Origin of the sequence: Flavobacterium chryseum, assembly GCF_004362015.1 — a bacterium.
Taxonomy (GTDB): Bacteria; Bacteroidota; Bacteroidia; order Flavobacteriales; family Flavobacteriaceae; genus Flavobacterium.
In genome coordinates, this window is record NZ_SNWW01000005.1 from 347,399 (window position 1) to 373,085 (window position 25,687).

Here is a 25,687-nt window from a genome sequence, read left to right on the forward strand (position 1 = left end):
TGTTTGAATGAAACATATTATCCGAAAAAATATATAAATTCGTACAACAAAATTTATAATAGTAACTAATACAATAAAATATGAAATGGCTAGGCAGAAGACAAAGTGATAACGTTGAAGACAGAAGAGGAATGTCTGGCGGAAAAGTAGCGGTTGGCGGAGGAGTTATCGGTATTATTATTTTGTTATTAAACGTTTTTGGTGGTGAAACCGGTCAGGTTGTAGGATCTGCCTTAGAGAATATGCAAGGCGGACAAACACAAACAGAAGCTGCTGCACCCTTAAGCAAAGAAGACGAAGAAATGGGTAATTTTGTTCGTGTAATCCTGGCTGATAACGAAGATATCTGGAGTAAGATATTTCAGGAAAATGGCATGACTTATAAAAATCCAAAATTGGTGCTTTTTAGAGGTTCTGTAAATACGGCTTGTGGCGGAGCATCTTCTGCATCCGGACCTTTCTATTGTCCGGGCGATCAAAAAGTATATATGGATTTGGGCTTCTTTGAAGAACTTAAAAGTAAATTTGGAGCCAAAGGTGGCGACTTTGCTATTGCATACGTTATATCGCATGAAATAGGCCATCATGTGCAGACTTTGTTAGGAACTTCAGAAAAAATGCGTGAGCAACAAGAAGGAAAAAGTGAAGCTGAGGCGAACAAACTTTCGGTTGCTCTTGAACTTCAAGCTGATTTTTACGCGGGAGTTTGGGCACATTTTAATGAGAAAAACTTAGACACAGGCGATATTGAAGAAGCGTTGAGCGCTGCAAATGCTGTGGGCGATGATGCTATTCAGGGTAAAATGAGCGGGCAGGTTGTTCCTGATTCTTTTACGCATGGAACATCAGAACAAAGAATGTACTGGTTTAAAAAAGGTTTTAAATCCGGAGATATCAAGCAAGGAACTACTTTTGAGGAAATACAATAATATAACAAGCCAAATATAATAAACCAATCGAGCATGACTTAAACGTCATGCTTTTTTTTTGCATAAATTCCAAAATCTAAATTCCAAATTCCAACTTTATAGTGCTAGACAAACTTGTAATTGCGCACAATTTTGTCATTTCGACGGAGGAGAAATCACATGCGCATAGACGCACTGTACGTAACTGGATGTGATTTCTCCTCCGTCGAAATGACACAAAAACGTAAAAAGTTTTACGCACAAAAAAAGCCTTGAATTTCTTCAAGGCTTTAAATTTCTGGGTGGCTGACCGGGTTCGAACCGGCGACCCTCGGCACCACAAACCAATACTCTAACCAGCTGAGCTACAACCACCATTTTTCTTTGCGGTTGCAAATATACAACAAAGGATTACTTCTACAAAGAAAAATTTGAAAAAAAATACAACTTTTTAAATCAAATCTCCTAAGCTATTGACTGCCAAACATCTTTCTACAGTAAATCCTTCAGCAAAATCTACACCAACTAATCTTCCTAAGTCCTGAGCGCGGTAATTTAAGCTTTCAAAGAAGTTTTTACTTGTAATAGGCGTTGCAGGTTCTTTTGAATCCGGATCATAAAATTGTGTTTTATAAGCCGAAACTGCTGCCACTTTTTGCTTTTCGAAACCTGTAATATCTACTACGAAATCAGGTTTCAAATTTTTCCATTGTATGTAATGGTATACTATTTTAGGCCTCCACGCTTCTTGTTTTTCTCCATCAAGAGAAGTTTCAATTTTCATCAATCCGGATAAAAAACAAGCGTCAGAAACTAATTTGCTTCCTTTTCCGTGGTCGATATGGCGATCATCAATTGCATTGCATAATACAATCTCCGGTTTATATTTTCGAATCATTTTAATAACCTCAAGCTGTTGCTTTTCATCATTCGCAAAAAAACCATCGCGTAAGCCTAAATTTTCACGAACCTCAACTCCTAATATTTTTGCAGCGGCTTTTGCTTCTTCATCTCTGGTTTCTGCCGTTCCGCGCGTTCCTAATTCACCTCGGGTTAAATCTACAATTCCAACTTTCTTCCCAAGGGAAATTTCTTTTAAAATGGTTCCTGCACAACCCAATTCTACATCATCCGGATGTGCGCCAAATGCTACTATATCTAATTTCATTTTTGTTTTCTTTTTTTGTTTCAAGTTTTAAGTTCCAACAACCTGAAACTTTAAACCTGAAACTTTAAACTTTTTTCTAACAACTACTATTCTTTTTTATATTCAAAACTCTCTTCATTGTCATCGATTTATTGACGCTTTCCTCCCACTCATTTTCAGGAACACTTTCTTTGGTAATGCCGCATCCCATATATAAAATGGCCGACATTTCCTTGATTTGCATGCTGCGTAAATTTACAAACAAATCAGAGCTTGCCGTTTTATTAGCATAACTGCTGTTTAATTCGCCCAGAAAACCAGTGTAAAAAGTTCGGTCGTAATTTTCATTTTCGATTATAAATGCTTTTGCTTTTTTCTTTGGCAAACCACAAACGGCAGGTGTTGGATGCAAAGTATCAATAACTTCCTGTAGTGTTGAGCTTTCGTTTAAAACGCCTGAAATATCGGTTTTAATATGCCAGATTGATCCCGCTTTCATACTATACGGTTCTGTAACCACAACAGATGAAGCTACTTCTTTTAATCTTTTTACAATAAAATCGGTAACATATTGCTGTTCGTCTTTTTCTTTTTGCTGCCAGGAAATTTCTTCTTCTAATTCCGCTTTTTGAGTTCCCGCCAAAGCAGTAGTTTCAAAAACATTTCCATTAGCTTTTAAAAGCTGTTCGGGCGTTGCTCCAATCCAAAGTCCTATTTCAGGATGAAAAAAACAATACGTAAAAGTGGAAGGATATAATTTAATCAAACGCTGAAAAGTGATTACAAAATCAAAATCAGTTAAATCAATTTTTTCACATCTTGATAAAACTACTTTTTTAAATTCATCGTTTTTAATCGCCTGAATTCCCTTTTCAACTAAATCTTCATATTGATTTTTAGCTTCAGCATCAAAAGTAAGATCATCAATTTCATTAAAATTAAAGTTCACTTCCCGTTGTTCGGCACTTATAATTTTTGATTGTTTTTCCGGAATTAAAATCAGTTGTTTTTCATCAAAAGAAGCAAATACAAAACCTTTCTCGCTGTAATCAGAAACAGTATACAAAGTATCATCCTGCTGCAAAAGCGCGTAAATACTTGATGAATTAGGTTTAGAATAAATTACAAAAGGTAATTTTTGCTCTTGATGTTTTCTTATGGTAGAAAAAAAGTCGTTCATAGGTTCTATTCGGTTTTCTTTTTTTCTAAAACCATGTTAGTTAGTTTGCAAAGCGAAATCAGGTTTCCGGCTTCATCGGTAATTTTAATTTCCCAAAGATGAACGCTTCTTCCTTTATGAATAATGCGCGCCGTGCCAAAAACAATGCCTTCGCGAATACTTTTTAAATGATTCGCAGAGATTTCGATTCCGCGTACTTCCTGTTCTTTCGGATTGATAAAAAAATGCGATGCGGCACTTCCAACACTTTCAGCCAAAGCAACCGAAGCGCCTCCGTGCAATAATCCCATTGGTTGATGAACGCTTGGGTTTACAGGCATTTTGGCAACTAAAAAATCTTCGCCGGCATCTATATATTCAATTTTTAGCGTCTCCATCAAAGTATTTTTTGAAAAGTCGTTGCAGTACGCTAGAATTTGTTCTTTGGTATAATTCATTAAAATAGGCTTTAAAATCGTAAAATTAAAGAAAAGATAAGATACAAATTAGAAAATACAATTCTATTATTAAAATTCATTTACGAACATGTAAGTTTTTTGCTATTTTTACAAAAACAATCAATATCGATCTTTGACTGAAAACTAGTTTTTATTGCCAAAGATTCACAGATTTTTACCGATTATTTTCTATGCATTGCGCAAAAATCATATTAATCCTTTAAATCTGTGGCAAAAAAAAAACATATTCAAATGCGTCATTACTTTGCACTTTTTATTTTCGGTTTACTTTTAGCTTTTAGTTCCTGCCGAACTGATTTTGATACCGTTGCCAGTTCCGGAGATTTAAAGTTTTCAAAAGATACTGTTTATTTGGATACCGTTTTTAAAAATATCGGTTCTAGCACGTACCAACTTAAAGTGTATAACAAAACTAAAGACGATATTTCGATTCCGACAATTCAGCTAAAAAAAGGATTAAGCTCTAAATACCGAATGACAATTGACGGAATGAACGGAAATAATGGTAAAATTTTTAATAATGTCACGCTGTTAGCCAAAGACAGTTTATATATTTTCATAGAAACTACGGCAGATATTACAGATGCCGATCCGACTGATTTTTTATATACTGATGAAATTCAATTTGACAGTGGCACTAACCTTCAGGAAGTGGCGCTCGTAACGCTGATTCAGGATGCGGTTTTTTTATATCCGAAACAAAATCCTGATGGAACAAAAGAAAAAATACAAATTGATGGAAAACCTGTTGATGGTTTTTATTTGGATGAAAATGATGCTGTAAACGGAAATGAGTTAAATTTCAATAAACAGAAGCCTTACGTAATTTACGGATATGCAGGCGTTCCTGAAAACAAAACCATAACTTTTGAAGCCGGTGCGAGAGTTCATTTTCATGCTAATTCAGGGCTTTTTGTTGCTAATAAAGCTTCTCTTCAAATTAATGGAACTACGTCAACAACAGCAAAATTAGAAAACGAAGTTATTTTTGAAGGCGATCGTCTGGAACCTGAATATTCAGATATTCCCGGACAATGGAAATCAGTTATTTTGGCTAACGGAAGTACAAATCATTCGATTAATCATTTAACTTTAAAAAATGGATTTATTGGTTTGGATATCAGAAATCAGGATGCGACAACGATTCAGATAAAAAATACGCAGATTTACAATTGTGCCGAATATGGAATCCTGGCTCAAAATGCCCGAATTAATGCTGAAAATCTTGTCATTAATTATGCTGGCTTAGCTAGTTTATCTTGTGTTTATGGCGGAAATTACACATTTACACATTCTACTTTTTATAACAATTGGCAAAGCAGTTCGCATCTTGCCGTTAATTTAAGTAACAGTTTGGCTGGCGCAACTCCGGAAACCAATCCGCTGACTCAGGCAACTTTTAACAATTGCATTATTTACGGTTCGAATACCAATGAATTCAATTTGAGCAAAAATGCCAATGCTGCTTTTGTGTTTCAACTGAATAATTGTTTGTTGAAATTCAGCAGTTCTTCAACAAATCCGGATTATCAATTTAAAACAGATATAGAACATTATAATCAGATAATCTTAAATGAAAATCCGAAGTTTTATAATGTGAATCAGAATAAATTTAATATTGACAATACTTCTGCCGCTTTCGCGAAAGGAAATCCGGCTTATACAATTCCGTTAGATATTATAGGAACTACCAGAACTTCTCCTCCGGATTTGGGCGCTTATCAGAGTGTGGTTTTTCCGAAGTAAAGTTTTTTGCCACTAAGGCACTAAGACACAAAGTTTTTTGACCATATAATAAATTATGTAAATTTTGCTCGCAAAGACGCAGAGCCGCAAAGTTCTATTTACAAAACTTAAAAAAACTTTGCGGCTCTGCGTCTTTGCGAGATTAAAAAATTTGGAGCCTTCGCGCCTTCGTGGCAACCTAAACCTAACAGTAGGAAAATATTTCTTAATTTAAACATCGCTTAACTTATCGTATTCATAAAAGTAGTAGATTTGGTACAATTCAAAATTAAAATTCTAATAATCAATTTATTGGAGTTTATTTGAAACTATTAAAACAACCAAAATTTAAACTATCATTTATGAAAAAAATCTACTCTTATTTATTATTGATGTTTGTTTCAGTTGGTATCGCCCAGATACCTTCTGGTTATTACAACGCTGCAACCGGAACAGGTTACACTTTAAAAACGCAATTGTACAACATTATTAAAGGACATACCGATAATGGGTATGCAGGTTTGTACACCACGTATCAAACTTCTGATGTTGATAATTTTTACGAAAACGACGGAACTGTTTTAGACATGTATTCTGAAAATCCATCAGGAACAGATCCTTATAATTATAGTACAGGAACTACGCAAAGATGCGGAAATTATTCTGTAGAAGGCGATTGTTATAACAGAGAACATATTATTCCGCAATCGGTTTTTAATGAAGCATCTCCAATGGTTGCCGATGCTCATTTTATTACACCAACAGACGGAAAAGTAAACGGAATACGTTCTAATTATCCGCACGGAACGGTAAGTTCAGCAACTTACACTTCTCAAAATGGCGGGAAATTAGGATCAAGTTCTGTATCTGGATATTCAGGAACTGTTTTTGAACCTATAAATGCTTTTAAAGGTGATATTGCCAGAATGTATTTTTACTTTGCAACTCGCTACGAAAATACTGTTGCAGGTTATTCATACGCTATGTTTGACGGTTCAAGCAATAAAGTTTTCACAACTGCTTTCTTAAATACCCTTTTGGCCTGGAATGCTCAGGATCCTGTTAGCGCGAGAGAAATCGCTAGAAATAATGCGATTTATGCTCGTCAGAAAAACAGAAATCCATATATCGATCATCCGGAATATGTAAATCAAATTTGGGGTGGAACTTCTTCCGGAGATACTCAGGCGCCAACTACTCCAACGAGTTTGGCTTCAACTACAAAAACGTCAACTTCTATTACCGTTGCGTGGAATGCTTCTACCGATAATGTAGCCGTTACAGGTTATGATGTTTATGCAAATAGCGTTTTAAAAACAACTGTTTCAGGTTTGACAGCAACGATTACAGGTCTAACAGCTTCTACAAGTTATTCTATTTATGTAAAAGCAAAAGATGCAGCAGGAAATGCTTCTGCGTCAAGCAGTACCATTTCGGTGACAACCAACAGCAGCGGAACTGGCGGATCAGCAACCGATTTGCTTTTCTCTGAATATATTGAAGGTTCAGGAAATAATAAAGCCCTTGAAATTGCTAATAATACCGGAAGTTCTGTTAGTTTATCTGCCTATACAATTAAAAAACAAACCAATGGCGCCGGATCATGGAGCACAGGTTTAGCTTTGAGCGGAACATTAACAACCGGAAGTAAATTCGTTATTGTAAACAGTTCTATTTCTTCAAGTTGTTTTTCTACAGGTTCAGCCAATATCTCGACAACGGCAACAGAATTGACTTTTAACGGAAATGATGCTGTAGGTTTGTTCAAAAATGGCGTTCTAATTGACATCATCGGAACTTTTAGTGGCGGAACAGCCAATTTTGCTATTGATGTTACTTTAAGAAGAAAATCTACTGTTACTTCTCCAACAACTACTTTTAATTTGAGTTCACAATGGGATTCATACACCACAGATACTTGTAATAATTTGGCAAGCAAAATGGCAAAACCTGTTGAAGAAGAAATTGTTTCAGAATCAGATGAAATTATCATTTATCCAAACCCTTCTGACGGAAATTTCAATATTGGTTTAGGAAATTCAGATACACCATATTCTATTGAAATTATTTCATTTGCAGGACAAACAGTTTTTGAAAAACAAGATACAACAGATGCTGCAATAGCAGTAAGTCATCTTACAAAAGGAATTTATATCGTTATAATCACGCAAGATTCTAAAACTCTGATTAAAAAGATAATCATCAACTAATTAATACGAGTGCTTACTAAATTAAAAAGCGGCAATATTGCCGCTTTTTTTTGTTTTACGTTAAGATTTAATTTTTTTCACGCAGATTTTGCAGATTTAAGCAGATTCAGAAACTGAATAATATATTTACGCAGATTCAAATAAATTATATCAATTAAAATCTGCAGAAATCTGCAAAATCTGCGTGAAACAAAAAAACTTTGCGCCTTTGTGTCTTTGTGGCAAAAAGTTCAAAAGAGTTTGTTTTCAAATTTGCGCTTGCTATTTATTTACACTAAATTTGCACCTTCAATACAACAAACTACACTACACAATGATCCATTTCTTTGAAAACCAAAGCAAAACTGTTTTTGCCGTACAAACGCAAAACGAAATTTCGGCTCAAGACATTTCAAAACTAAACTGGCTTTTTGCCAACTCTAATAAGATCGAAAAATCCGCCTTGACGGATTTTTTTGTTGGTCCACGTGCCACAATGATTACACCCTGGAGCACCAATGCTGTAGAAATCACTCAGAATATGGGTATTCCGGGCATTATCAGAATTGAAGAATTTCATCCTGCAACGGAAGATTTCACTGATTTTGATCCGATGCTTTCACAAAAATTCAATCAATTAGATCAGGAAATTTTCACAATTAATGTTCAGCCGGAACCAATTTTGGAAATTGATGATATTGCAACATACAATAAAGTAGAAGGTTTGGCTTTAAGCCAGGAAGAAGTAGATTATTTAGACAATCTTGCTGTTAAACTAGGAAGAAAGTTAACTGATTCTGAAATTTTTGCTTTCTCACAAGCCAATTCAGAACACTGTCGTCACAAAATTTTCAACGGAACTTTTGTTATTGACGGTGAAGAAAAAGAAACTTCTCTTTTCAAATTAATCAAAAAAACATCACAGGAAAATCCTAACGATATCGTATCTGCTTACAAAGACAACGTTGCTTTTGTAAAAGGACCAAAAGTGCAGCAATTTGCACCAAAATCTGCCGACAAACCAGATTATTACGAGATAAAAGAATTTGATTCGGTTTTATCTTTAAAAGCAGAAACACACAATTTCCCAACAACTGTAGAGCCTTTCAATGGAGCTGCAACAGGTTCTGGTGGAGAAATTCGTGACCGTTTAGCCGGAGGTCAGGGTTCATTGCCATTGGCTGGAACTGCGGTTTACATGACTTCCTATTCTCGTTTGAATGATGACAGAAAATGGGAAAATGCAGTTGAAGAAAGAAAATGGTTGTACCAAACGCCGATGGATATTTTAATCAAAGCATCCAACGGAGCTTCTGATTTTGGAAATAAATTCGGACAGCCGTTAATTACAGGTTCAGTTTTAACCTTCGAACATTCAGAAAACAACCGTAAAATTGGTTACGACAAAGTAATCATGCAGGCGGGCGGAATTGGTTACGGAAAATTAGACCAGGCAATAAAAAAGAAACCGCAAGAAGGCGATAAAATCGTAATTCTTGGTGGAGAAAATTATAGAATCGGAATGGGTGGAGCTGCGGTTTCCTCTGCAGATACAGGAGCTTTTGGTTCAGGAATTGAGTTAAATGCAATTCAGCGTTCAAATCCTGAAATGCAAAAACGTGCTGCCAACGCGATTCGTGGTTTGGTAGAAAGCGACAATAATCCAATTGTTTCGATTCACGATCACGGCGCTGGAGGACACTTAAACTGTCTTTCTGAATTGGTTGAGGAAACTGGAGGTTTGATCGATTTAGATAAATTACCGGTTGGAGATCCTACACTTTCTGCAAAAGAGATTATCGGAAACGAATCTCAGGAAAGAATGGGATTGGTTATCGGTCAAAAAGATATTGATATTTTACAACGAATTGCTGACAGAGAGCGTTCGCCAATGTATCAGGTTGGAGATGTTACGGGCGATCACCGTTTTACATTTCAATCACAATCAAATGGTTCAAAACCGATGGATTATGCTTTAGAAGATTTCTTCGGAAGTTCTCCAAAAACAGTTATGAACGACAAAACTATCGACAGAAAATATGCTGACGTTACTTATTCGGCAAATGATTTCGAAAGTTATTTACAAGACGTTTTACGTTTAGAAGCCGTTGGTTCTAAAGACTGGCTGACTAATAAAGTAGACCGTTGCGTTGGAGGAAAAGTAGCAAAACAACAAAATGCAGGTCCACTACAATTGCCTTTAAATAATGTTGGAGTTATGGCTCTTGATTATTTAGGTAAGGAAGGAATTGCAACTTCTATAGGGCACGCTCCTATTGCAGCATTGATTGATCCGGTTGCGGGAAGCAGAAATGCTATTGCAGAATCGTTATCAAACATTGTTTGGGCGCCAATAAAAGACGGCTTAAAAGGTATTTCATTATCTGCAAACTGGATGTGGGCTTGTAAAAACGAAGGTGAAGACGCTCGTTTGTACGCTGCTGTTGAAGGTTGTTCAGAATTTGCAATTGAATTGGGAATCAATATTCCGACAGGAAAAGATTCACTTTCGATGAAACAAAAATATCCAAACGACGAAGTAATCGCACCGGGAACGGTTATTATTTCGGCTGGAGGAAATTGTACCGATATTAGAAAAGTAGTTGAACCGGTTTTACAGAAAAACGGAGATTCTATTTATTATATCAATTTGTCTCAGGATGATTTTAAATTAGGAGGTTCGTCTTTTGCACAAATCAGAAACACAATCGGAAACGAAACGTCTACTATTAAAGATGCTTCTTTTTTCAAAAATGCTTTTAATACAATCCAGGAATTAATCGGCGAAAGCCAAATTTTAGCCGGACACGATATCGGAAGCGGTGGTTTAATTACTACTTTATTAGAATTGTGTTTTGCTGATGTAAATCTTGGAGCTAAAATTGATTTCAGTGCTTTCGCGGAAAAAGACCTTTTGAAAATCCTTTTCGCTGAAAACATCGGAATTGTTTTTCAAGCAAAAGAAGATGCAGCTGTTGAAGCTAAATTAAAAGCTAATAATATCGAATTCTTCAAAATTGGTTCAGTTCAGGAAACTGCAACTTTAGAATTCGGAACTTATAAATTGGATATTCCAACTTACAGAGACATTTGGTTTGAAACTTCTTATTTATTAGATCAAAAACAATCTAAAAACGGAAGAGCAAAAGCACGTTTTGAAAACTATAAAAATCAGGTTTTACAATATACTTTCCCAGCACATTTCACAGGAAAAAAACCAGAAATCGACAATTCTAAACCAAGACCAAAAGCGGCTATTATTCGTGAAAAAGGAAGTAATTCTGAGCGTGAAATGGCAAATGCAATGTACTTAGCAGGTTTTGATGTAAAAGACGTTCACATGACCGATTTAATTTCTGGTCGTGAAACGCTTGAAGATATTCAGTTTATTGGTTCTGTTGGAGGATTCTCTAATTCAGATGTTTTAGGTTCTGCTAAAGGCTGGGCCGGAGCATTTTTATACAACGAAAAAGCAAAAACAGCTTTAGATAATTTCTTTAAAAGAGAAGATACTTTATCTGTTGGAATCTGTAACGGATGTCAATTGTTTATGGAATTGGAAGTGATTAATCCGGAGCATGAAGTTCACGGAAAAATGTTGCATAACGAAAGTCAGAAACACGAAAGTATCTTCACATCTGTAAAAGTTCAGGAGAACAATTCGGTTATGTTATCGACATTGGCCGGAAGTACTTTGGGAGTTTGGGTTTCTCACGGAGAAGGAAAATTCAATTTGCCTCTTGCCGAAGAAAACTACAACATTGTATCTAAATATGCTTACGAAGGTTATCCTGCAAACCCGAACGGTTCTGATTATAACACTGCTATGATGTGTGACAAAACCGGAAGACATTTGGTTATGATGCCTCATATTGAGCGTTCGACTTTTCAATGGAACTGGGCGCATTATCCAAAAGACAGAAACGACGAGGTTTCACCTTGGCATGAAGCTTTTGTAAACGCCAGAAAATGGATTGAGAAAAACTAAGAAATATATTTTTATTAGAAACGCCCGAATTTATCGGGCGTTTTTTTTTACCACGAATTAAACGAATTTTCACTAATTAGTGGGAATTACAGCGATTCGTGGCGAAAAATCTATTTTTACTTATATAAAAATGCGACTAAAATAAAATGTTACAGAAAAAGCTAAGTCTTATAATTTGATTACTTTTTGTATTTAAATTTGAACTATATTCGCCTAAAATATCTTGCCCGAGATTTTTTAACAACCCAAAAACATTTAAACCTACATAGAATGAAATCGTTACATTTATTACTAACTACGTTATTTTTTGTTGCCTCACACTCCTATTCACAAGTTCACGTAGATCAAATTACGTATAATGGTAAGGACCGTTATATTACCACAACAATTGGTTATCCTGTTCCGGGCACTTATGCGCCAACTGGACTAAAAGAACCTATTACTGTTTTAAATCCTGACGGAACAGGCGTTATTCAGGCAAATGATTTATCAAAAATGAAGATCAATTGGGGAATCGAATGTACTGAAGAAGGAACTCCGGTTTTTAAAGAAGGTTTTAATAGCGCGTCGTATACATTTTGGTACAGAACAAATGATAGCAATGCATGGAACTATTCTCAATTTTCTATTCATTTTGCCAAGAAAAAAATGTTCTTAATGGGAGAAAGAGTTAAGGAATACGAAGATTATAATGTACAATAAGCTAGAAAGTTTAGCATTTTAAATTAGATATTTCTTGTTTTTTTCTAAATTTCACTATAGAAAAGAAAACGTTTTCGTTGATTTTCAATAGTACCTATAATTTTTCCCATAAAATTTCATAAAATTAAAAATTGTACCTTATTTTTATTTAATTTGCGGTAAAATTCAATATATTAAACATGGTTTCAATCACACGCCTTTTTGATTTCCCTTATTATCAACAAGAAACTTATAATCTCCAAGTTGCTTTGGCAACCAAAAAAAATGGAGCTTGGGAAAAAACATCCAGCCAGGAATATATTGCTAAAGCTAATGCCGTTTCTAGAGCATTATTGCGCATGGGGGTTCAGAAAGATGACAAAATTGCATTAATTACTTCTAACAATCGTACGGAGTGGAATATCATGGATATTGGTATTTTGCAAACCGGAGCTCAAAACGTTCCTATTTATCCAACAATTGCCGAAGAAGATTACGAATATATTTTAAATCATAGCGGCAGTATTTATTGCTTTGTTTCTGATAAAGAAGTATTTCAAAAAGTAAATGCAATAAAAGCAAATGTGCCAACTTTAAAAGGAGTCTATTCTTTTGATGAAATTGACGGCTGCAAACATTGGTCAGAATTATTGACTTTAGGCGCAGACGAAAGCAATCAGAATGAAGTTGAGGCTAAAAAAGACAGTATTCAGGCTGATGATTTAGCGACTATTATTTATACATCCGGAACTACAGGAAAACCTAAAGGTGTAATGCTTTCGCACAATAACATTGTTTCTAATGTATTAGACAGCGCGCCAAGAATTCCGTTTGATGCAGGAAACAGTACAGCGTTGAGCTTCCTGCCTATTTGCCATATTTTTGAAAGAATGATTTTGTACATCTATCAATATTATGGTGTTTCAGTTTATTTTGGAGAATCAATTGATAAAATTAGTGATAACTTAAAAGAAGTAAAACCAACTGTAATTACAGCGGTACCAAGACTTCTTGAAAAAGTTTACGATAAAATTTATGCTAAAGGTTCTGAATTAACCGGTATCAAGAAAAAACTGTTTTTCTGGGCTATTGATTTAGGTTTAAAATATGAGCCTTACGGAGCTAATGGATTTTGGTATGAATTTCAGTTAAAGATTGCCAGAAAACTTATTTTCAGCAAATGGAAAGAAGGTTTGGGAGGTAATTTAGATTTAATGGTTTCCGGAAGTGCGGCTTTACAGCCACGTTTATCAAGAGTTTTTGCTGCTGCAGAAATTCCGGTTATGGAAGGTTACGGTTTATCTGAAACATCGCCTGTAATTGCGGTAAACGATCAAAGAAACAAAGGTTTCAAGATTGGAACTGTTGGAAAAGTAATTCGTAACGTTGAAGTTAAAATTGCTGCTGACGGAGAAATTCTTTGCAAAGGACCAAACGTAATGTTGGGTTATTTTAAAGATCAGGAAAAAACAGATGAAGCTTTAAAAGACGGATATTTCCACACGGGAGATATTGGCGAAATTGACAGCGAAGGTTTCTTGAAAATTACCGATCGTAAAAAAGAAATGTTCAAAACTTCTGGTGGAAAATATATTGCGCCTCAGTTGATTGAAAATGCCATGAAGCAATCTCGTTTTATAGAGCAAATTATGGTGATTGGTGAAGGCGAAAAAATGCCAGCAGCTTTTATTCAGCCAAATTTTGAATTCGTAAAAGAATGGGCAAAACTTCATAAAGTTACTTTAGGAAGTTCTAACGAAGAAATCGTTAAAAACGAAGAAGTTAAAAAACGTATCGATAGTGAAATTGAAGAAATCAATAAAAAATTCGGACACTGGGAACAAATCAAACGTTTTGAGCTAACTCCGGATGTTTGGTCTATTGATGGCGGACAATTGACTCCAACATTAAAATTAAAACGTAAGATCATCAAAGAAATCTATAAAGATCTTTACGCTAAAATATATGGTCAGAATTAATAAATCAAAATAATACAAACCAATGAAAACGGCTGTCCTAAGGACAGCCGTTTTTTAATTGTACAAACATCAATGTAAGTTTTGTATTAATTCTTTAAGAATACTATTTGCAACTCTTTTTTTAATATTTTTATCACTTGAAAAGCAAAATATGAAAGAATATCTGGATACCATAAATAGGCAGCAAGTTTGGGAGTTTTCGAAACATATTATTTTACCAAACCTCGGTTGGTTTATATTCTGGACTATTTTATTTGTTGTTTTAGGCTTAATAATTAGTATTGTCCTAAATGTTTATTTGTACAGAAAAAACTTCTTTACAAGAGACAGAACATACTATAACTGGATTGCCAAACTCTGGATTCCCTATATTATAGTGGTTTGTATTTATTTCTTCGGAATGTTAGGTTTGTTTTACGGCGGGCATTCTATTTTATCGAAAGAAAATAAAAGCATGACGGCCAATATTTATGCGAAAACCGTTGGATCTACTTTTTCATCAGAGAAGGACAAGAAAGCTTTTTTGGCAACACTTCAGCAATTATCAAATTCATCAGAAGATATTAGTAAATCGTTGACCAAAACAATAGGTTTATATATCACAAAGAATAATACGGGAATGAGTTCTGTCGATAATTTTAAAAACTCGTCCAGTACTTATTTACTCCAAAAATATGAATCTGAGGTTTATAGCGCTACTATGTATGGCTTTATGAAAGTGGTTGATGATAAGGCTGATATCACTTCTTTTAAAAAAATAAAGTACGATGAATTAAAATTGCTTTTAAAAAAACTCGACAAAATTGAACCTAAAAAAATTGAAGATTCTATTCAGTTAGAAATGGGGAATAAACTGCAAACCATTTTAGATTATGTCTATAAAGGAATTATAAAACACGAACTGCTTTTTTTCGCTCTTTTTCTGATTATTCCTTTTATTGAATTTTTTATTTATTGGAGGTTTGTGAAGATGAGGATTGTTCAGGTTGTGAATGAAATAACTGTTAATCAAAAAGATAATGAAGTTTATACTAAAGAAGAAATTCTTTAATATAAACTTTCTTATTGATACAATTCTTCCCGAATCTTAATTAAGATCTGAACTACTTTTTCTTCATCTGGTTTTTCCGGAAGAGTTGAAGTTATATAATGATTTTCAATTGAAGCAATTAAATTATCTGCCATTTTAAGTAAATCATCATATTCCTTATTTCCTGCCTTTATATCGAGTAATTCTTCCCGATTTGGAACTCTAATATTTAATTTTCCTGTTGAAAGAATTTGTTCCGCAGTTTGCAAAAGACGGATCGTGTGCATCATATTTTTGCTGTCGTAGTTTTTACCATGTTGCTGATTGGTATTGTAACGATCTTCGTTTCGTTTCTCTATCCAAGCCCAATATTCGGTGTATTCTTTGCAATATTTAGAATAACCGTCTTGATTACAGGACAAATAACCTATTAGCTTTACGTTTTTAGGAATCGAAGAAAGAGAAACTTCATTAGAACTTTCTTTTTGAATAATTCCTTTGTAACCTAAAGTTTTATCGAAATCGTAAAACAAGGCAAACATGCCCTTTGAATTTGGTAAATTAACCAAGCCGCATTGTTCTTGCTTCAAATTATTTTCTTCTAAAAAAGTATTTACCGCAACGGTTTCGTAACCTTTCAGGACGTAACAAAAATCTAAAAGACTTTTCTTTTCCTTTGCAATTGGGTTTACGATTTTCTTGTTTAAGCCTCTTGCCTTTTTTATTTGCGTTACGGCATAACCAGCAAAAGAATCTTTACAAAGTTTAGATAGAAAATCTTCTAGCTGCAAATGCTCCATCAACGGATGCTTGTACAAAATACAATCTTCTGGCGAAGCCAAAATCTCCAGAATATTAGGATTATTCTTAAGCAACAATTCTACAAAACGACCAATTTCATAATAAACCTCATCATTAGTTTCATTACTTATTTGAGGAATATAATCTAACCCAAAGAACTTTTCTTTAGGCAAATAATAAACACCCTTTATATCTGTATCTGATGTTGGTGTATTTAATCCAAAAGATTTACTTCCCGAAATAACTTCGAAAAGGATTAGGTTTTGGGATTTTAGGGTTTGGATGGTCATAGATCTATTTGTGGTTTCATTTATTCTATGAGATAATTTTGAATGGTTATACTATGTTTTACTCAGGCAAACTCAAAATATAAAAAATGGATTTAGCCAAATCATTATAGGTTTTCAAAACAACATAATACCATTTATTTTCAGTAATATCAACTTCAAACAGATCATTCTTTTTATGATTTTTAATTGCATCTTCAAATGTTTTATGCATAATTCCTTCATTAAACCATCCTAGGTCACCTTTATTAACATTACTGTCCATAGTGTAAATAGTAGCTAATTCTCCAAATGGTTTACCATTTTTATATAATTTGATAATCTCTTTCCTTTTTTTATTAATTTCATTAATAGTTAACTTACTGCCATCTAAATAAATATAACTAACTCTCATCGAGACAATAGGTTCAGTTCTTACGATTTTATCTTTATCTATCATATCTTTTTCAAGAAATCTATTTTTATAATAATCGAGACTATCGTTACTAATTTCTAAAGTTGTAATTTCAGCTTTTGGATTCAATTTAATAAAATTCTCAGCTTCTTCAAGAGAATTAATTTGTCCAAGATTTTGAGAAGAGACAATAGTTAAACAAAAAAAGTTAAGCGTTAATACTAAATATTTAAGCATAATGTAATGGCTAATTAAAAAAATTTAAGGTTTGGATGGTCATTATTTTTGTGCGATAAAATTATAAATTTCAATGGTTAAATTTTCTATATCCTTATTTTTTGACAAGATTTCCCATGAAAAATTATTATTAAAAACTAACTCGCTTAATTCTCGTTTATTAATTATTGTTCCAAAAGAACCATCTTTTACTTCATACGTTGATTGATTGAGAATATAAGTAGATGATATTTTACCCATCTTTTTTCTTAATTCTTCTAAAAATTCTCCCACGTATTCTTTCGTAAAATTTGAAGAATCAATTTCAGATAATACTTCATCAATTTTTACTAAAATTTGATCTTTATGTGATTTAACCAATGTTTTATTGCAAAGATCAATTAAAATTTCCTTCCAAATTTCATTAGTTAAAAGATTCTCTATTTCTCTTATATTCCAAACAACTTTAGGAATAAAATTATCTGTTTTTGCATCTTCCAACTCTCTTAATCTAATTCCTTTTTTACTGTTTTTTTTAGATGCATCAGAATCTGCTAAAAGAAATATTCTATTACTAATTGATAAAGCTTTTATGTCATTCAAAACAAAATTCTCAGCTCTCTTTTCTACTTTATCATCAAAAATATAGTGATCAATATTAGAACCTGCATATTCAAAAAAAGCAAAATCAATATCTTCTTTTATACTATAATATTTCTTGTTATTATTTTCAAATAGATACTTTATATATGACTTCAAAAAAGCTTTTATATAATTTCTATCAGATATTCCTTCAACCCAAATACTACAATTTGCCATAAAAACTGAAGAATTATTTACGCCTAATTCTTTTAGCAATGAATTATCTCCTCCATTTACATTTTTTATAATAAATTGTTTATCATTTAATTCATTATTTCTCGGCGAAAATGAATAAATAGAAACATTGTCTTTTTCAATTGTCAAATCCAAAAAATGATTTGAATGGGTGGTAATTATATATCGTAGATTTTTCTTTTTTAAGTCTTCATTATTAGTTATCTGTTCTAAAAATAATCTTTGCATTCCTGGATGAAGATTTAATTCTGGTTCGTCAATATATATAAATGAGTTATCTTCAGCCATAAAGATTTTATACATTAATATTATTAATGCTTGAATTCCATCTCCTAATTCATATAATTTTCGAGTGTCTTTTTCACCATCAACGTGTATAAGAATTAATTCAGATTCATTAATACCTTTTTCATTATCATTTTTATCAAATTTTGCTACAATATCTATTTGTTTACCATCAAAAAAATTTATGCTTAAAAATTTTTCAAATTTTTCAAATTGATTTCTTATAGATTTTTCAGAATTTCTAGAATTTAATATTTCTCTATATAAATGTAACCCTGTAAAAACATCAATACTTTTATCAATTTTATAATTTTTTAAGTATGTATGAAGAAAAATATCTTTCTCAACTTTTTCATAATCATTTATACCGGGCTCATCTAATTTCTTTTCTGATCCATATTTTGTTATTTGAAATAATGAATGAGCACTTCTTAAAGTTGGTATGTAATATTTTTTAAATCCTGAATAGTCATACAAAAAATCATTTTCAAACCTTGTGAAATTTATTGCTTCTACATTATTTACTTTACCATTCAATTGAGATATTTTCACTTGATTTTTGTCAAAAACATCCAGAATACTATTTGGTTTACCTAGATCCAAATTAATTAGAATATTGGCTCTGATAACTTTAGCAATTTCAGTAGTTTTAGCAGAAGTGTATCCAGCATTTCTATTTCTATCATATTGCGATAAATAAACCTTCCCTTCTTCGTTTACAATCTCTATCGCATTATTATAATCATTGATTTGTTTTTTAAAATTCAGTAATTCTGAAATACCAACAAATCTATTTACCTTCATAAGATTTCTAATAAATCTACTTTTACCGCAATTATTGGCTCCTATAATAATATTTATAGAATTAAAATTTGGGAAATACGAAAGAGATTCATTTTCATCATTTAAAAAATAATCTTTAAATAACTCTTTGTTATCTAAAATTAAATCATAAGTCTTTTTCATAAATTATAAATTTATTATTTTAAGAAAAAATAAATCCAAATCTTTACTCAACTTTTTCCCACTCTTCAATTTACTTGCATTCTCCTGATTAAATTTCACTGTTTCCAGTAAAAAATCAGTTATTAAAAGTTCTTTCGGGTGTAAATACTTTTCGCCTTGGCTGGCTTTTATATTTTGTAATTCTATTATTTTATCTTGTATGTTTTGTGGTGCAATTGGCAATAAATCAGCAAAAGCAACAGGCGGGAAAGTATTGTTTTCTATAATCCATTTTCCTGCTAAAGCGGTTCTTAAGGCGTAGAAATAACTTTTTAGTTTTACTTCTTCCATTTCGCATACTTCCATGAAATTTTTGGTCGTTCCCAGATAATGATGTAAAGTTGCTATTGGCGAAAAACAATCTACGGCTAGCTCCTGCATTTGTTTTGCAAATTCTTCGTTTGCATAATACACTACAGGCGAAAACAACCACTCGATCAAAGGTGCGTTAGATTTTGCTAACAACTTTAAGGTTTTTCGTAACTCCCAGCCGGAACCGTCAAGATCATCTTCGGTCATGAACTCTATTACATCCGGTTTTTCCCAAAGTGATAAATAATAATCTTGTTGGTGTTTGTATATAAAACGAATATCATAATCGCTGTCTGGAGAAGCAAATCCCCAAGCGCGACTTCCAGATTCTACAGCAAAAAGTATTTCTACATTTTTCTGTATTTCTATTTCCTTTAATTTTTTAAGTATTTTTTCTTTCATGATTGTTTCAAATGTAATTAAACTGGAAAGTTTTATAGCAAGTAGTTACACCTGATTTTTTTGCTACGAACACGCCAGGGCGCAAGATTCTTTTTAAGCTGACTGTAATGTTTGTCATTTCGACGAAGGAGAAATCACACTCGGAATTCCGTAAAGCAATCGCCAATCTTTGTCGAGTTACTAGTGTAATTTCTTTTTCGTCTAAATAACATAAAAAGAGAATCAAAAATCTCCATAATAGACTTGGAAACAAGGCAATTTTAGCTCGTTTCTCCAGGTATCAACTACTTGGTTTCTATCGTCTAAAACAAACTCTACAAAGTATTTATCTTTTATAGATTCGTTATAGATCTCGGTTTTTATGATCGAATCTTTTCGGTTGTCCTTGGTTTTACGCATGATCAAATCGTCGTATTCGATTTCGTGTTTTTCGAGAAACCTCAACGTTGGTGCTTTGTATCGGTCTTCTCTTCCTGAAACCAATAAGATTTTATATCCTAATTTCTTATAATTTCTCAAAACGTTTGCCACCGGATTATTGATTTCGTCTTCATCGCATTTGCTGGCATCAAAAGGATTTCTTCCGTTCATTAAAGCCAGAGTTCCGTCAAGATCACAAATAATTGCTTTTGGCAGATCTGGGTTTTGTTCGCAGTACTCCAAATTTTTGTTTACTTTTTTTATCGGTTTAAAATCAAACTTTTCCTTTGTTTTTTGCAATTGGTGGTACATATTTTCAATCACTTTTTTTGGTACTTTTCGGTCTCTTTTTTCGTTTCGGATTAAAATTTCTGTTAATGGCAAATCGAACACTTTAAATTCAATATTTGCCATTTCAGAGAAATCATGTAAAGGTTGTTTGATGTATTCTAACTTTACGTTACAAGTATCCAGAATAACATTCCATCCATTTGAAAGTAAGGTTTTGATTTGTCCGTTTACAATTTTCGAAATCATATTTTCAACTGCCGGATCCGTAACTTCCTGAAATTGCGAAAACCTGATTTCATCACGGCTTATTCTCATCGTTTTAGGTTCAGTTCGCACTTTCCACTCGGCGAAAGTGCTTTTTCCTGATGCCGGACAACCTGTAAGTATCGTTAATGTTGGTGTTTTTTTCATTGTTATAATCTTGGATCTAATGTTTTTTCTATTTCTTCGTTGTTGATTCGCTTCAAAAGCAATAAACGCATCAGGTAATTTTCTTCTTCTAAATCTTTATACGGAATCTGAAGCATTTTTTGGTTGATTTCCCAACCGTTTATCGATTGTTCTATCTTCTTTTTTACATTCCTTTTTTCCAAATAATGATCAAAATCCTGATGGAAATTCACTCCATAAATCATCGTCAGATAATTGTTATTTCTGACTTTAAAACACGGTGGCAAATTTTTAATGTAATTTTGAACCGGTTTTATCATTATGCCTTCTTCATTTTCATTGGTTAGTTTTTCGAAAAACGAATACATTTCTTTTAGTTTTTCTTCTCTGTTAAAATCGGTAATTTCTAAATGCAAAAAAGCATCATCGTTCACTAATTTATAAGTCAAATTACTGTTTGGTATTATTTCTTCTCCCAAAACGTTTACAACTTTTAAAACGGTAAACGGTTTAAAATGTAATTCAGCTTCATTTCCAAATGTATTAATTTGATTATGAAATACTTTTAATGATTCTTGCTGTTTTGTTACATCTGGTATTTTTAAAGTTGCCAAAGCTTCGTACTGACGAACAATGTGGGATTTATGTTTACTGCCAAATTCCTTTTTGCTAAGCTTCGCTTTATCTGAAATATATACTGTAAACACCTCCGATTCTCTAACGCTTTCCAGCTTTTCAAGTAATCCTGAAGATTGCAAATATTCATTATGAGTTTTTAACGCCTCATAATATCCTGTAAATTCTTTTTCGATTAATCCGGCTCCCAAAACTTTCCACGGCAATAATTCTGAAGCAATCAAAATAGTTTCAAAATCAGGAAATTCAATTACCATTTTGGCATGCAGATCCTTCAAACTGTTTATTGCTTTTTCTATCTCGATGTGATCAATTTTAAAACCATTTCTGGAAACAAAATAAGTTTCATCAATGTTTCGTTTCAGGTAAATCGTGCAATATGAACCCATGTATTTTTTTTGAACCACAAATTCTGTTACACCTTTTCCTAAATAATAATTTACAGCTTCTTCTATGCTTTCTATTTCATTTTTTGCCTTGCTTTTTGGAGCTGGCGAAATGGTTGGTGAAAAATCATTTATCTTATTTTTACAAAACCATTCTATTCTGTTTCTTACTCTATAGTCTAACATCTTTTATTTTTTTTGAATGATTACGGCACTTGTTGGATACACTCCCTTTACACAATCTCCTACTCCGTAAAATGATTTAGGATTTGGGAAAATTTCATTAATTAACATTACGAATTCGGAATTTGATAATTCAAAATCGTGATCGTCGTGCCTGAATTCTTCTGTCATTTCATAATTTACATTAAAATCTTTATCCGGCGTTGTTACAAATAATTGTTTAAACTGCGTATTATCGCGAATCCAGATTAGTAATGATTTTGCTTCTTCAAAAGAATTATGCTCGATAACTTCGCTCAAAATAATCTGACCTTCAAAACCTTTTATTTCTTCTAAATTTTCAACCCAATGCAAGTTATCAGCATTTTCTATCGCTATGATTTTGTCTGCAATATGTTTAAAATCAACTTCGTCATATGCGTGATATTCATTTGCAAATCCCTTTTTAAGCAACATTTTAAAATATTGTAATTCGCCACAGCCAAAATCTAAAACCGGTTCATCAAAATTGATTTTGCTACAAATAAATTCTTTTCTGGATTGATGCGTATCTGTAAAAACAAATTGAACTTCGTTGTCAAAATACGCTTCTAACTGTGGTTTGAATTTTTCAAATTGAACCGGAGAACGCATTATTCTTTTTATAAAAAGGTAAAACACGAAATACGGAATACCCGAAATATTGGTTAACATCGTGATATGTTTTTGAATAAAATAATCATCGATATAAGTGTAAACCGCATATTTATTTGTAAAGTGCGAAAACAAGGCCACAAGCGAAAATTTCTGCAATGCTTCTCTCACTGTTTTTCCTCCTATTTTTAATTCGAAATTATTACCTATTTTATGGTTTAATGAAATTCCGTCAATGTATTTGGACAAAAGATAATTTCCGTTTTTATACCAACCAGAATCGATAAAAAAAGTAGCAACTTCTATCGTACATTTTTCTGTATCAATTTCATTGTAATTTTTGTCTAACCATGAAATTACTGTTTCATTCAAACTTGCATTTTCTTTATATAGATGATTAAAAAATTCGGTTGCTATATTCAAAGCTAACAATGGGCTACAGTAACTTTGAAAATCAATTTGATTTCCTTCTTCGGGCAAATAACTGTTTTTGCCATCCAGAAAGACACAATGATATTCAAAAGCAGAAATAACATTTCCTGTAATAATTCCGTTTTTTAATTCTTTTAAATAGAGACCCTGATCCGTATTTGGATTTTTATAAAGGATATCTAAAAAGTATTTGTTCTCTGATTTAAGTTTTATAATCATTGTGTTTATTTTTGTTTGACAAATATAGATTTTCACCTACGCAATTATTTTGCGCAGTTAAATTAAATTTTCTTCTTCTCTATTAAACGGTTTTTCAAATGTAGGATATCATTTTGACGGGGGAGAAATCTCCTTGAGAGGCTCAACAAAGATTGGGCTTTCGTTGCGGAGCTACTTTCGGAGATTTCTCGTGCCTCGAAATGACAAACAGTACGTTTACAGCTTTAATATAGACTATTAATAGTGAAGCAGATGGGATTCGAACCCACGACCCGGACATTAAAAGTGTACGAAGTAAGTTTTGATTGACCTTTTAAGGATAATTTCAAAACTACCTGCTCTAACCGCTGAGCTACTGCCTCATAATATTTGAATAAAAAGGTAATGGTATAAGTGTGTACGTGGAAAGAGTTTCAAAGTAACTTAAAACTTGACCTGCTTTATTCAATTTTTTATTTTCAATGAACGTTTGTTTTTATTTCCTGAACAAAGATTTCAAAAGCAGTGCGCAGTTATTTTGCGCAGTTAAAAAGAAATGTTATTTTTGAGTAAAAAAGAATATGAACCTGAAGGAAAAATTCACGGAATTACTGACTGATATTGGTTTTGAAAAAAATGAAATCCAAAAAAATTGGCTGGATTTAGAAAAGGCATATTCTAAAAAATCAAGATATTATCACAACTTGACACATATAAAGAATATGGTTAAGAGTTTTGAATCTTATTCTGATAAACTTCAAAAGCGTAATGAAATATTATTTTCTATTTTTTATCACGATTATATTTATTCGAGCAGTAAAAAAGATAATGAACTCAAAAGTGCTGAATTTGCATTGTCTGTTTTGTCTGAAAATATTCAACTTGACAGAAAATTAGTTTTTGATGCCATTCTTGCGACACAACAACATCAAAAAAATATAGTTGAAGATATTAATTGGCTAATCGATTTTGATTTGAAGATTCTCGCCCGAGACTGGAATGAATATCAAATTTATTTTGAACAGATTCGAAAAGAATATCGCATTTATCCTGATTTTCTATACAAACCAGGACGCGCAAAAGCTTTAAAGCATTTTTTGGAAAATGATTTTATATTTCAAACCGAGGAATTCAGGAGTTTGTATGAAGAAAAAGCGAGATTGAATATTGAGAAAGAGATTTTGTTATTACAATAGAAACATTGAAAAATAAAGACACGAAATCGCAAAGTTTTAATTTATTTACTTTGCGATTTCGTGTCTTAGTCTGAAATTATTTGATATTGAATTTAATTTTTGCCTTCGTAATTAGGACAGCCAAAGCATTTTTTTGCTAAGCTAAATTGATAGGTTAAAGAGAGTTCATAAATCCCACCGGTTTTTCCAATGTTAGTAGTATTTAAATCATAAGATAATCCCAATCGTAAATTTTCATATTGCAATCCGGTAAATAAGTTTACTGATGTTAGTAAATTCCCATTCATTCCGTTTTTTGCCGGATTTGTAACAGCTGTTGCTCCAAAGAATATTTTTTCGAATAAAATCGAAGCTCCGAGATCTAATCGGTTATAACGGCCTTGCTGCATGTAGTTTGAGGTTACAAAAAACTTGGTTTCATACGGCAACAATACTGCATCTATATAATCTGCAATAAGAAATTCATAACCGGCGCTTAAAGAGAAAAATGTATTTAAAGGGACATTTCCTTCTGAACTAAAGGCGATATTTGGCTTGTTAAGGTGTTTCATCGAAAGTCCAATCCAGACTTCATCGGTATTGAAAACCATTCCTGCCGAAACATCCAGAAAGTTCACTTTTCTATTTAGTAATATTGGATCCATCGAACTTGGGTTTATAACGCCCGTTCCTATATTAATTTGATCTTCTAATAATAAATTCTGAAATGCAAAAGATTTAATTCCGTAACCAACTTCAACTGCCGGCCTAAATTCCCAATAATCGTTTAATCGCACTTTGTAAGCATAATTGGCATTGATTTCAGAAAAATTATAGCTTGTTACATTTTCTCTTTGATTTAAAAAACTGATACCAAAACCACTATTGATGTCATCACTCCAGGTATTTACGAATGCATAATCTGTATCTATTCTAAGATCAAGATCTGGCCATTGCTCGCGGTGAATGATACCTGCATAAGTGGTTTCCATAAAGCCTGAAAATCCTGGATTTAGCGTTTCGGGAATTAAAAAATATTGTGTAAAAATGGGATCCTGCGCTCTTGCCTGCGAAAAAAAGCAACATGTTATTATTATAAAAAATAGTTTTAATTTCATT

Annotated in this window: 19 protein-coding genes and 2 tRNA genes; 8 read left to right on the plus strand and 13 right to left on the minus strand. The window is 32.8% G+C overall.

Annotated elements, in window-relative coordinates:
* Nucleotides 1–80 precede the first annotated feature (80 nt).
* Nucleotides 81–929 (plus strand): KPN_02809 family neutral zinc metallopeptidase, encoded by an 849-nt coding sequence (gene ypfJ, locus EV143_RS12190; protein ID WP_133508212.1) that lies wholly within the window; start codon nucleotides 81–83, stop codon nucleotides 927–929.
* A gap of 280 nt (nucleotides 930–1,209) precedes the next feature.
* On the opposite strand, the gene EV143_RS12195 is transcribed toward ypfJ, so the two are convergent.
* The 4 genes from EV143_RS12195 to EV143_RS12210 all read right to left on the minus strand — a co-directional run bounded on the left by EV143_RS12195 (nucleotide 1,210) and on the right by EV143_RS12210 (nucleotide 3,672).
* Nucleotides 1,210–1,283 (minus strand) — tRNA-His (locus tag EV143_RS12195).
* Between the two features lie 76 nt (nucleotides 1,284–1,359).
* The gene (gene bshB1, locus EV143_RS12200; protein ID WP_133508213.1) at nucleotides 1,360–2,076 is read right to left on the minus strand and encodes a bacillithiol biosynthesis deacetylase BshB1; all 717 of its coding nucleotides are present in this window, start codon (nucleotides 2,074–2,076) and stop codon (nucleotides 1,360–1,362) included.
* Between the two features lie 76 nt (nucleotides 2,077–2,152).
* The gene (locus EV143_RS12205) at nucleotides 2,153–3,235 is read right to left on the minus strand and encodes a chorismate-binding protein (RefSeq protein ID WP_133508214.1); all 1,083 of its coding nucleotides are present in this window, start codon (nucleotides 3,233–3,235) and stop codon (nucleotides 2,153–2,155) included.
* A 5-nt stretch (nucleotides 3,236–3,240) separates the two neighbouring features.
* Nucleotides 3,241–3,672: a PaaI family thioesterase gene (locus tag EV143_RS12210; protein ID WP_133508215.1), complete on the minus strand. Its 432-nt coding sequence runs from the start codon at nucleotides 3,670–3,672 to the stop codon at nucleotides 3,241–3,243.
* 252 nt (nucleotides 3,673–3,924) lie between these two features.
* Between EV143_RS12210 and EV143_RS12215 the strand changes: the two genes are divergently transcribed.
* The 6 genes from EV143_RS12215 (at nucleotide 3,925) to EV143_RS12240 (ending at nucleotide 15,306) form a co-directional block, all read left to right on the plus strand.
* Nucleotides 3,925–5,439: a hypothetical protein gene (locus EV143_RS12215; protein WP_133508272.1), complete on the plus strand. Its 1,515-nt coding sequence runs from the start codon at nucleotides 3,925–3,927 to the stop codon at nucleotides 5,437–5,439.
* 341 nt (nucleotides 5,440–5,780) lie between these two features.
* The gene (locus EV143_RS12220; RefSeq protein WP_133508216.1) at nucleotides 5,781–7,628 is read left to right on the plus strand and encodes an endonuclease; all 1,848 of its coding nucleotides are present in this window, start codon (nucleotides 5,781–5,783) and stop codon (nucleotides 7,626–7,628) included.
* A 313-nt stretch (nucleotides 7,629–7,941) separates the two neighbouring features.
* Nucleotides 7,942–11,595: a phosphoribosylformylglycinamidine synthase gene (purL, locus tag EV143_RS12225; protein WP_133508217.1), complete on the plus strand. Its 3,654-nt coding sequence runs from the start codon at nucleotides 7,942–7,944 to the stop codon at nucleotides 11,593–11,595.
* 270 nt (nucleotides 11,596–11,865) lie between these two features.
* Nucleotides 11,866–12,297: a hypothetical protein gene (locus EV143_RS12230; protein WP_133508218.1), complete on the plus strand. Its 432-nt coding sequence runs from the start codon at nucleotides 11,866–11,868 to the stop codon at nucleotides 12,295–12,297.
* Nucleotides 12,298–12,476: 179 nt separating this feature from the next.
* Nucleotides 12,477–14,255, plus strand: coding sequence for an AMP-dependent synthetase/ligase (locus EV143_RS12235; RefSeq protein ID WP_133508219.1), 1,779 nt, complete (start codon nucleotides 12,477–12,479; stop codon nucleotides 14,253–14,255).
* Nucleotides 14,256–14,406: 151 nt separating this feature from the next.
* Entirely contained in the window at nucleotides 14,407–15,306 is a 900-nt protein-coding gene (locus tag EV143_RS12240) for a hypothetical protein (RefSeq protein ID WP_133508220.1), read from the plus strand.
* An 11-nt stretch (nucleotides 15,307–15,317) separates the two neighbouring features.
* Here the strand turns inward: EV143_RS12240 and EV143_RS12245 are convergent, their stop codons facing one another.
* The 8 genes from EV143_RS12245 to EV143_RS21470 all read right to left on the minus strand — a co-directional run bounded on the left by EV143_RS12245 (nucleotide 15,318) and on the right by EV143_RS21470 (nucleotide 23,776).
* A complete protein-coding gene (locus EV143_RS12245) occupies nucleotides 15,318–16,376 on the minus strand; it encodes a nucleotidyltransferase domain-containing protein (RefSeq protein ID WP_133508221.1) in 1,059 nt (352 codons plus the stop codon).
* A gap of 58 nt (nucleotides 16,377–16,434) precedes the next feature.
* A complete protein-coding gene (locus tag EV143_RS12250) occupies nucleotides 16,435–17,004 on the minus strand; it encodes a peptidylprolyl isomerase (RefSeq protein ID WP_133508222.1) in 570 nt (189 codons plus the stop codon).
* A 42-nt stretch (nucleotides 17,005–17,046) separates the two neighbouring features.
* Complete coding sequence (locus EV143_RS12255) at nucleotides 17,047–19,071, minus strand: AAA family ATPase (protein ID WP_133508223.1); 2,025 nt, start codon at nucleotides 19,069–19,071, stop codon at nucleotides 17,047–17,049.
* 3 nt (nucleotides 19,072–19,074) lie between these two features.
* Nucleotides 19,075–19,824 carry a nucleotidyltransferase domain-containing protein gene (locus tag EV143_RS12260; protein WP_133508224.1) on the minus strand — a complete coding sequence of 250 codons (750 nt, stop codon included), beginning with the start codon at nucleotides 19,822–19,824 and terminating at the stop codon, nucleotides 19,075–19,077.
* Nucleotides 19,825–20,046: 222 nt separating this feature from the next.
* On the minus strand, nucleotides 20,047–20,946 hold the full coding sequence (locus EV143_RS12265) for a phosphatase domain-containing protein (protein ID WP_133508225.1): 900 nt from the start codon (nucleotides 20,944–20,946) through the stop codon (nucleotides 20,047–20,049).
* A gap of 2 nt (nucleotides 20,947–20,948) precedes the next feature.
* Complete coding sequence (locus EV143_RS12270; protein ID WP_133508226.1) at nucleotides 20,949–22,133, minus strand: DNA ligase-like domain-containing protein; 1,185 nt, start codon at nucleotides 22,131–22,133, stop codon at nucleotides 20,949–20,951.
* A 3-nt stretch (nucleotides 22,134–22,136) separates the two neighbouring features.
* On the minus strand, nucleotides 22,137–23,414 hold the full coding sequence (locus EV143_RS12275; protein ID WP_133508227.1) for a methyltransferase domain-containing protein: 1,278 nt from the start codon (nucleotides 23,412–23,414) through the stop codon (nucleotides 22,137–22,139).
* A 244-nt stretch (nucleotides 23,415–23,658) separates the two neighbouring features.
* A tRNA-OTHER gene (locus EV143_RS21470) sits at nucleotides 23,659–23,776 on the minus strand.
* Between the two features lie 198 nt (nucleotides 23,777–23,974).
* Between EV143_RS21470 and EV143_RS12280 the strand changes: the two genes are divergently transcribed.
* The gene (locus EV143_RS12280; protein WP_133508228.1) at nucleotides 23,975–24,589 is read left to right on the plus strand and encodes an HD domain-containing protein; all 615 of its coding nucleotides are present in this window, start codon (nucleotides 23,975–23,977) and stop codon (nucleotides 24,587–24,589) included.
* A 92-nt stretch (nucleotides 24,590–24,681) separates the two neighbouring features.
* Here the strand turns inward: EV143_RS12280 and EV143_RS12285 are convergent, their stop codons facing one another.
* Nucleotides 24,682–25,686, minus strand: a complete 1,005-nt coding sequence (locus EV143_RS12285) for a PorP/SprF family type IX secretion system membrane protein (protein WP_133508229.1) — start codon at nucleotides 25,684–25,686, stop codon at nucleotides 24,682–24,684.
* Nucleotide 25,687 lies beyond the last annotated feature (1 nt).

What these genes read in the sequence shown, in the direction of transcription:
- ypfJ (WP_133508212.1), top strand. Translation starts at nt 81, where the DNA reads ATGAAATGGCTAGGCAGAAGACAAAGTGATAACGTTGAAGACAGAAGA.
- bshB1 (WP_133508213.1), bottom strand. Translation starts at nt 2,076, where the DNA reads ATGAAATTAGATATAGTAGCATTTGGCGCACATCCGGATGATGTAGAA.
- EV143_RS12205 (WP_133508214.1), bottom strand. Translation starts at nt 3,235, where the DNA reads ATGAACGACTTTTTTTCTACCATAAGAAAACATCAAGAGCAAAAATTA.
- EV143_RS12210 (WP_133508215.1), bottom strand. Translation starts at nt 3,672, where the DNA reads ATGAATTATACCAAAGAACAAATTCTAGCGTACTGCAACGACTTTTCA.
- EV143_RS12215 (WP_133508272.1), top strand. Translation starts at nt 3,925, where the DNA reads ATGCGTCATTACTTTGCACTTTTTATTTTCGGTTTACTTTTAGCTTTT.
- EV143_RS12220 (WP_133508216.1), top strand. Translation starts at nt 5,781, where the DNA reads ATGAAAAAAATCTACTCTTATTTATTATTGATGTTTGTTTCAGTTGGT.
- purL (WP_133508217.1), top strand. Translation starts at nt 7,942, where the DNA reads ATGATCCATTTCTTTGAAAACCAAAGCAAAACTGTTTTTGCCGTACAA.
- EV143_RS12230 (WP_133508218.1), top strand. Translation starts at nt 11,866, where the DNA reads ATGAAATCGTTACATTTATTACTAACTACGTTATTTTTTGTTGCCTCA.
- EV143_RS12235 (WP_133508219.1), top strand. Translation starts at nt 12,477, where the DNA reads ATGGTTTCAATCACACGCCTTTTTGATTTCCCTTATTATCAACAAGAA.
- EV143_RS12240 (WP_133508220.1), top strand. Translation starts at nt 14,407, where the DNA reads ATGAAAGAATATCTGGATACCATAAATAGGCAGCAAGTTTGGGAGTTT.
- EV143_RS12245 (WP_133508221.1), bottom strand. Translation starts at nt 16,376, where the DNA reads ATGACCATCCAAACCCTAAAATCCCAAAACCTAATCCTTTTCGAAGTT.
- EV143_RS12250 (WP_133508222.1), bottom strand. Translation starts at nt 17,004, where the DNA reads ATGCTTAAATATTTAGTATTAACGCTTAACTTTTTTTGTTTAACTATT.
- EV143_RS12255 (WP_133508223.1), bottom strand. Translation starts at nt 19,071, where the DNA reads ATGAAAAAGACTTATGATTTAATTTTAGATAACAAAGAGTTATTTAAA.
- EV143_RS12260 (WP_133508224.1), bottom strand. Translation starts at nt 19,824, where the DNA reads ATGAAAGAAAAAATACTTAAAAAATTAAAGGAAATAGAAATACAGAAA.
- EV143_RS12265 (WP_133508225.1), bottom strand. Translation starts at nt 20,946, where the DNA reads ATGAAAAAAACACCAACATTAACGATACTTACAGGTTGTCCGGCATCA.
- EV143_RS12270 (WP_133508226.1), bottom strand. Translation starts at nt 22,133, where the DNA reads ATGTTAGACTATAGAGTAAGAAACAGAATAGAATGGTTTTGTAAAAAT.
- EV143_RS12275 (WP_133508227.1), bottom strand. Translation starts at nt 23,414, where the DNA reads ATGATTATAAAACTTAAATCAGAGAACAAATACTTTTTAGATATCCTT.
- EV143_RS12280 (WP_133508228.1), top strand. Translation starts at nt 23,975, where the DNA reads ATGAACCTGAAGGAAAAATTCACGGAATTACTGACTGATATTGGTTTT.
- EV143_RS12285 (WP_133508229.1), bottom strand. Translation starts at nt 25,686, where the DNA reads ATGAAATTAAAACTATTTTTTATAATAATAACATGTTGCTTTTTTTCG.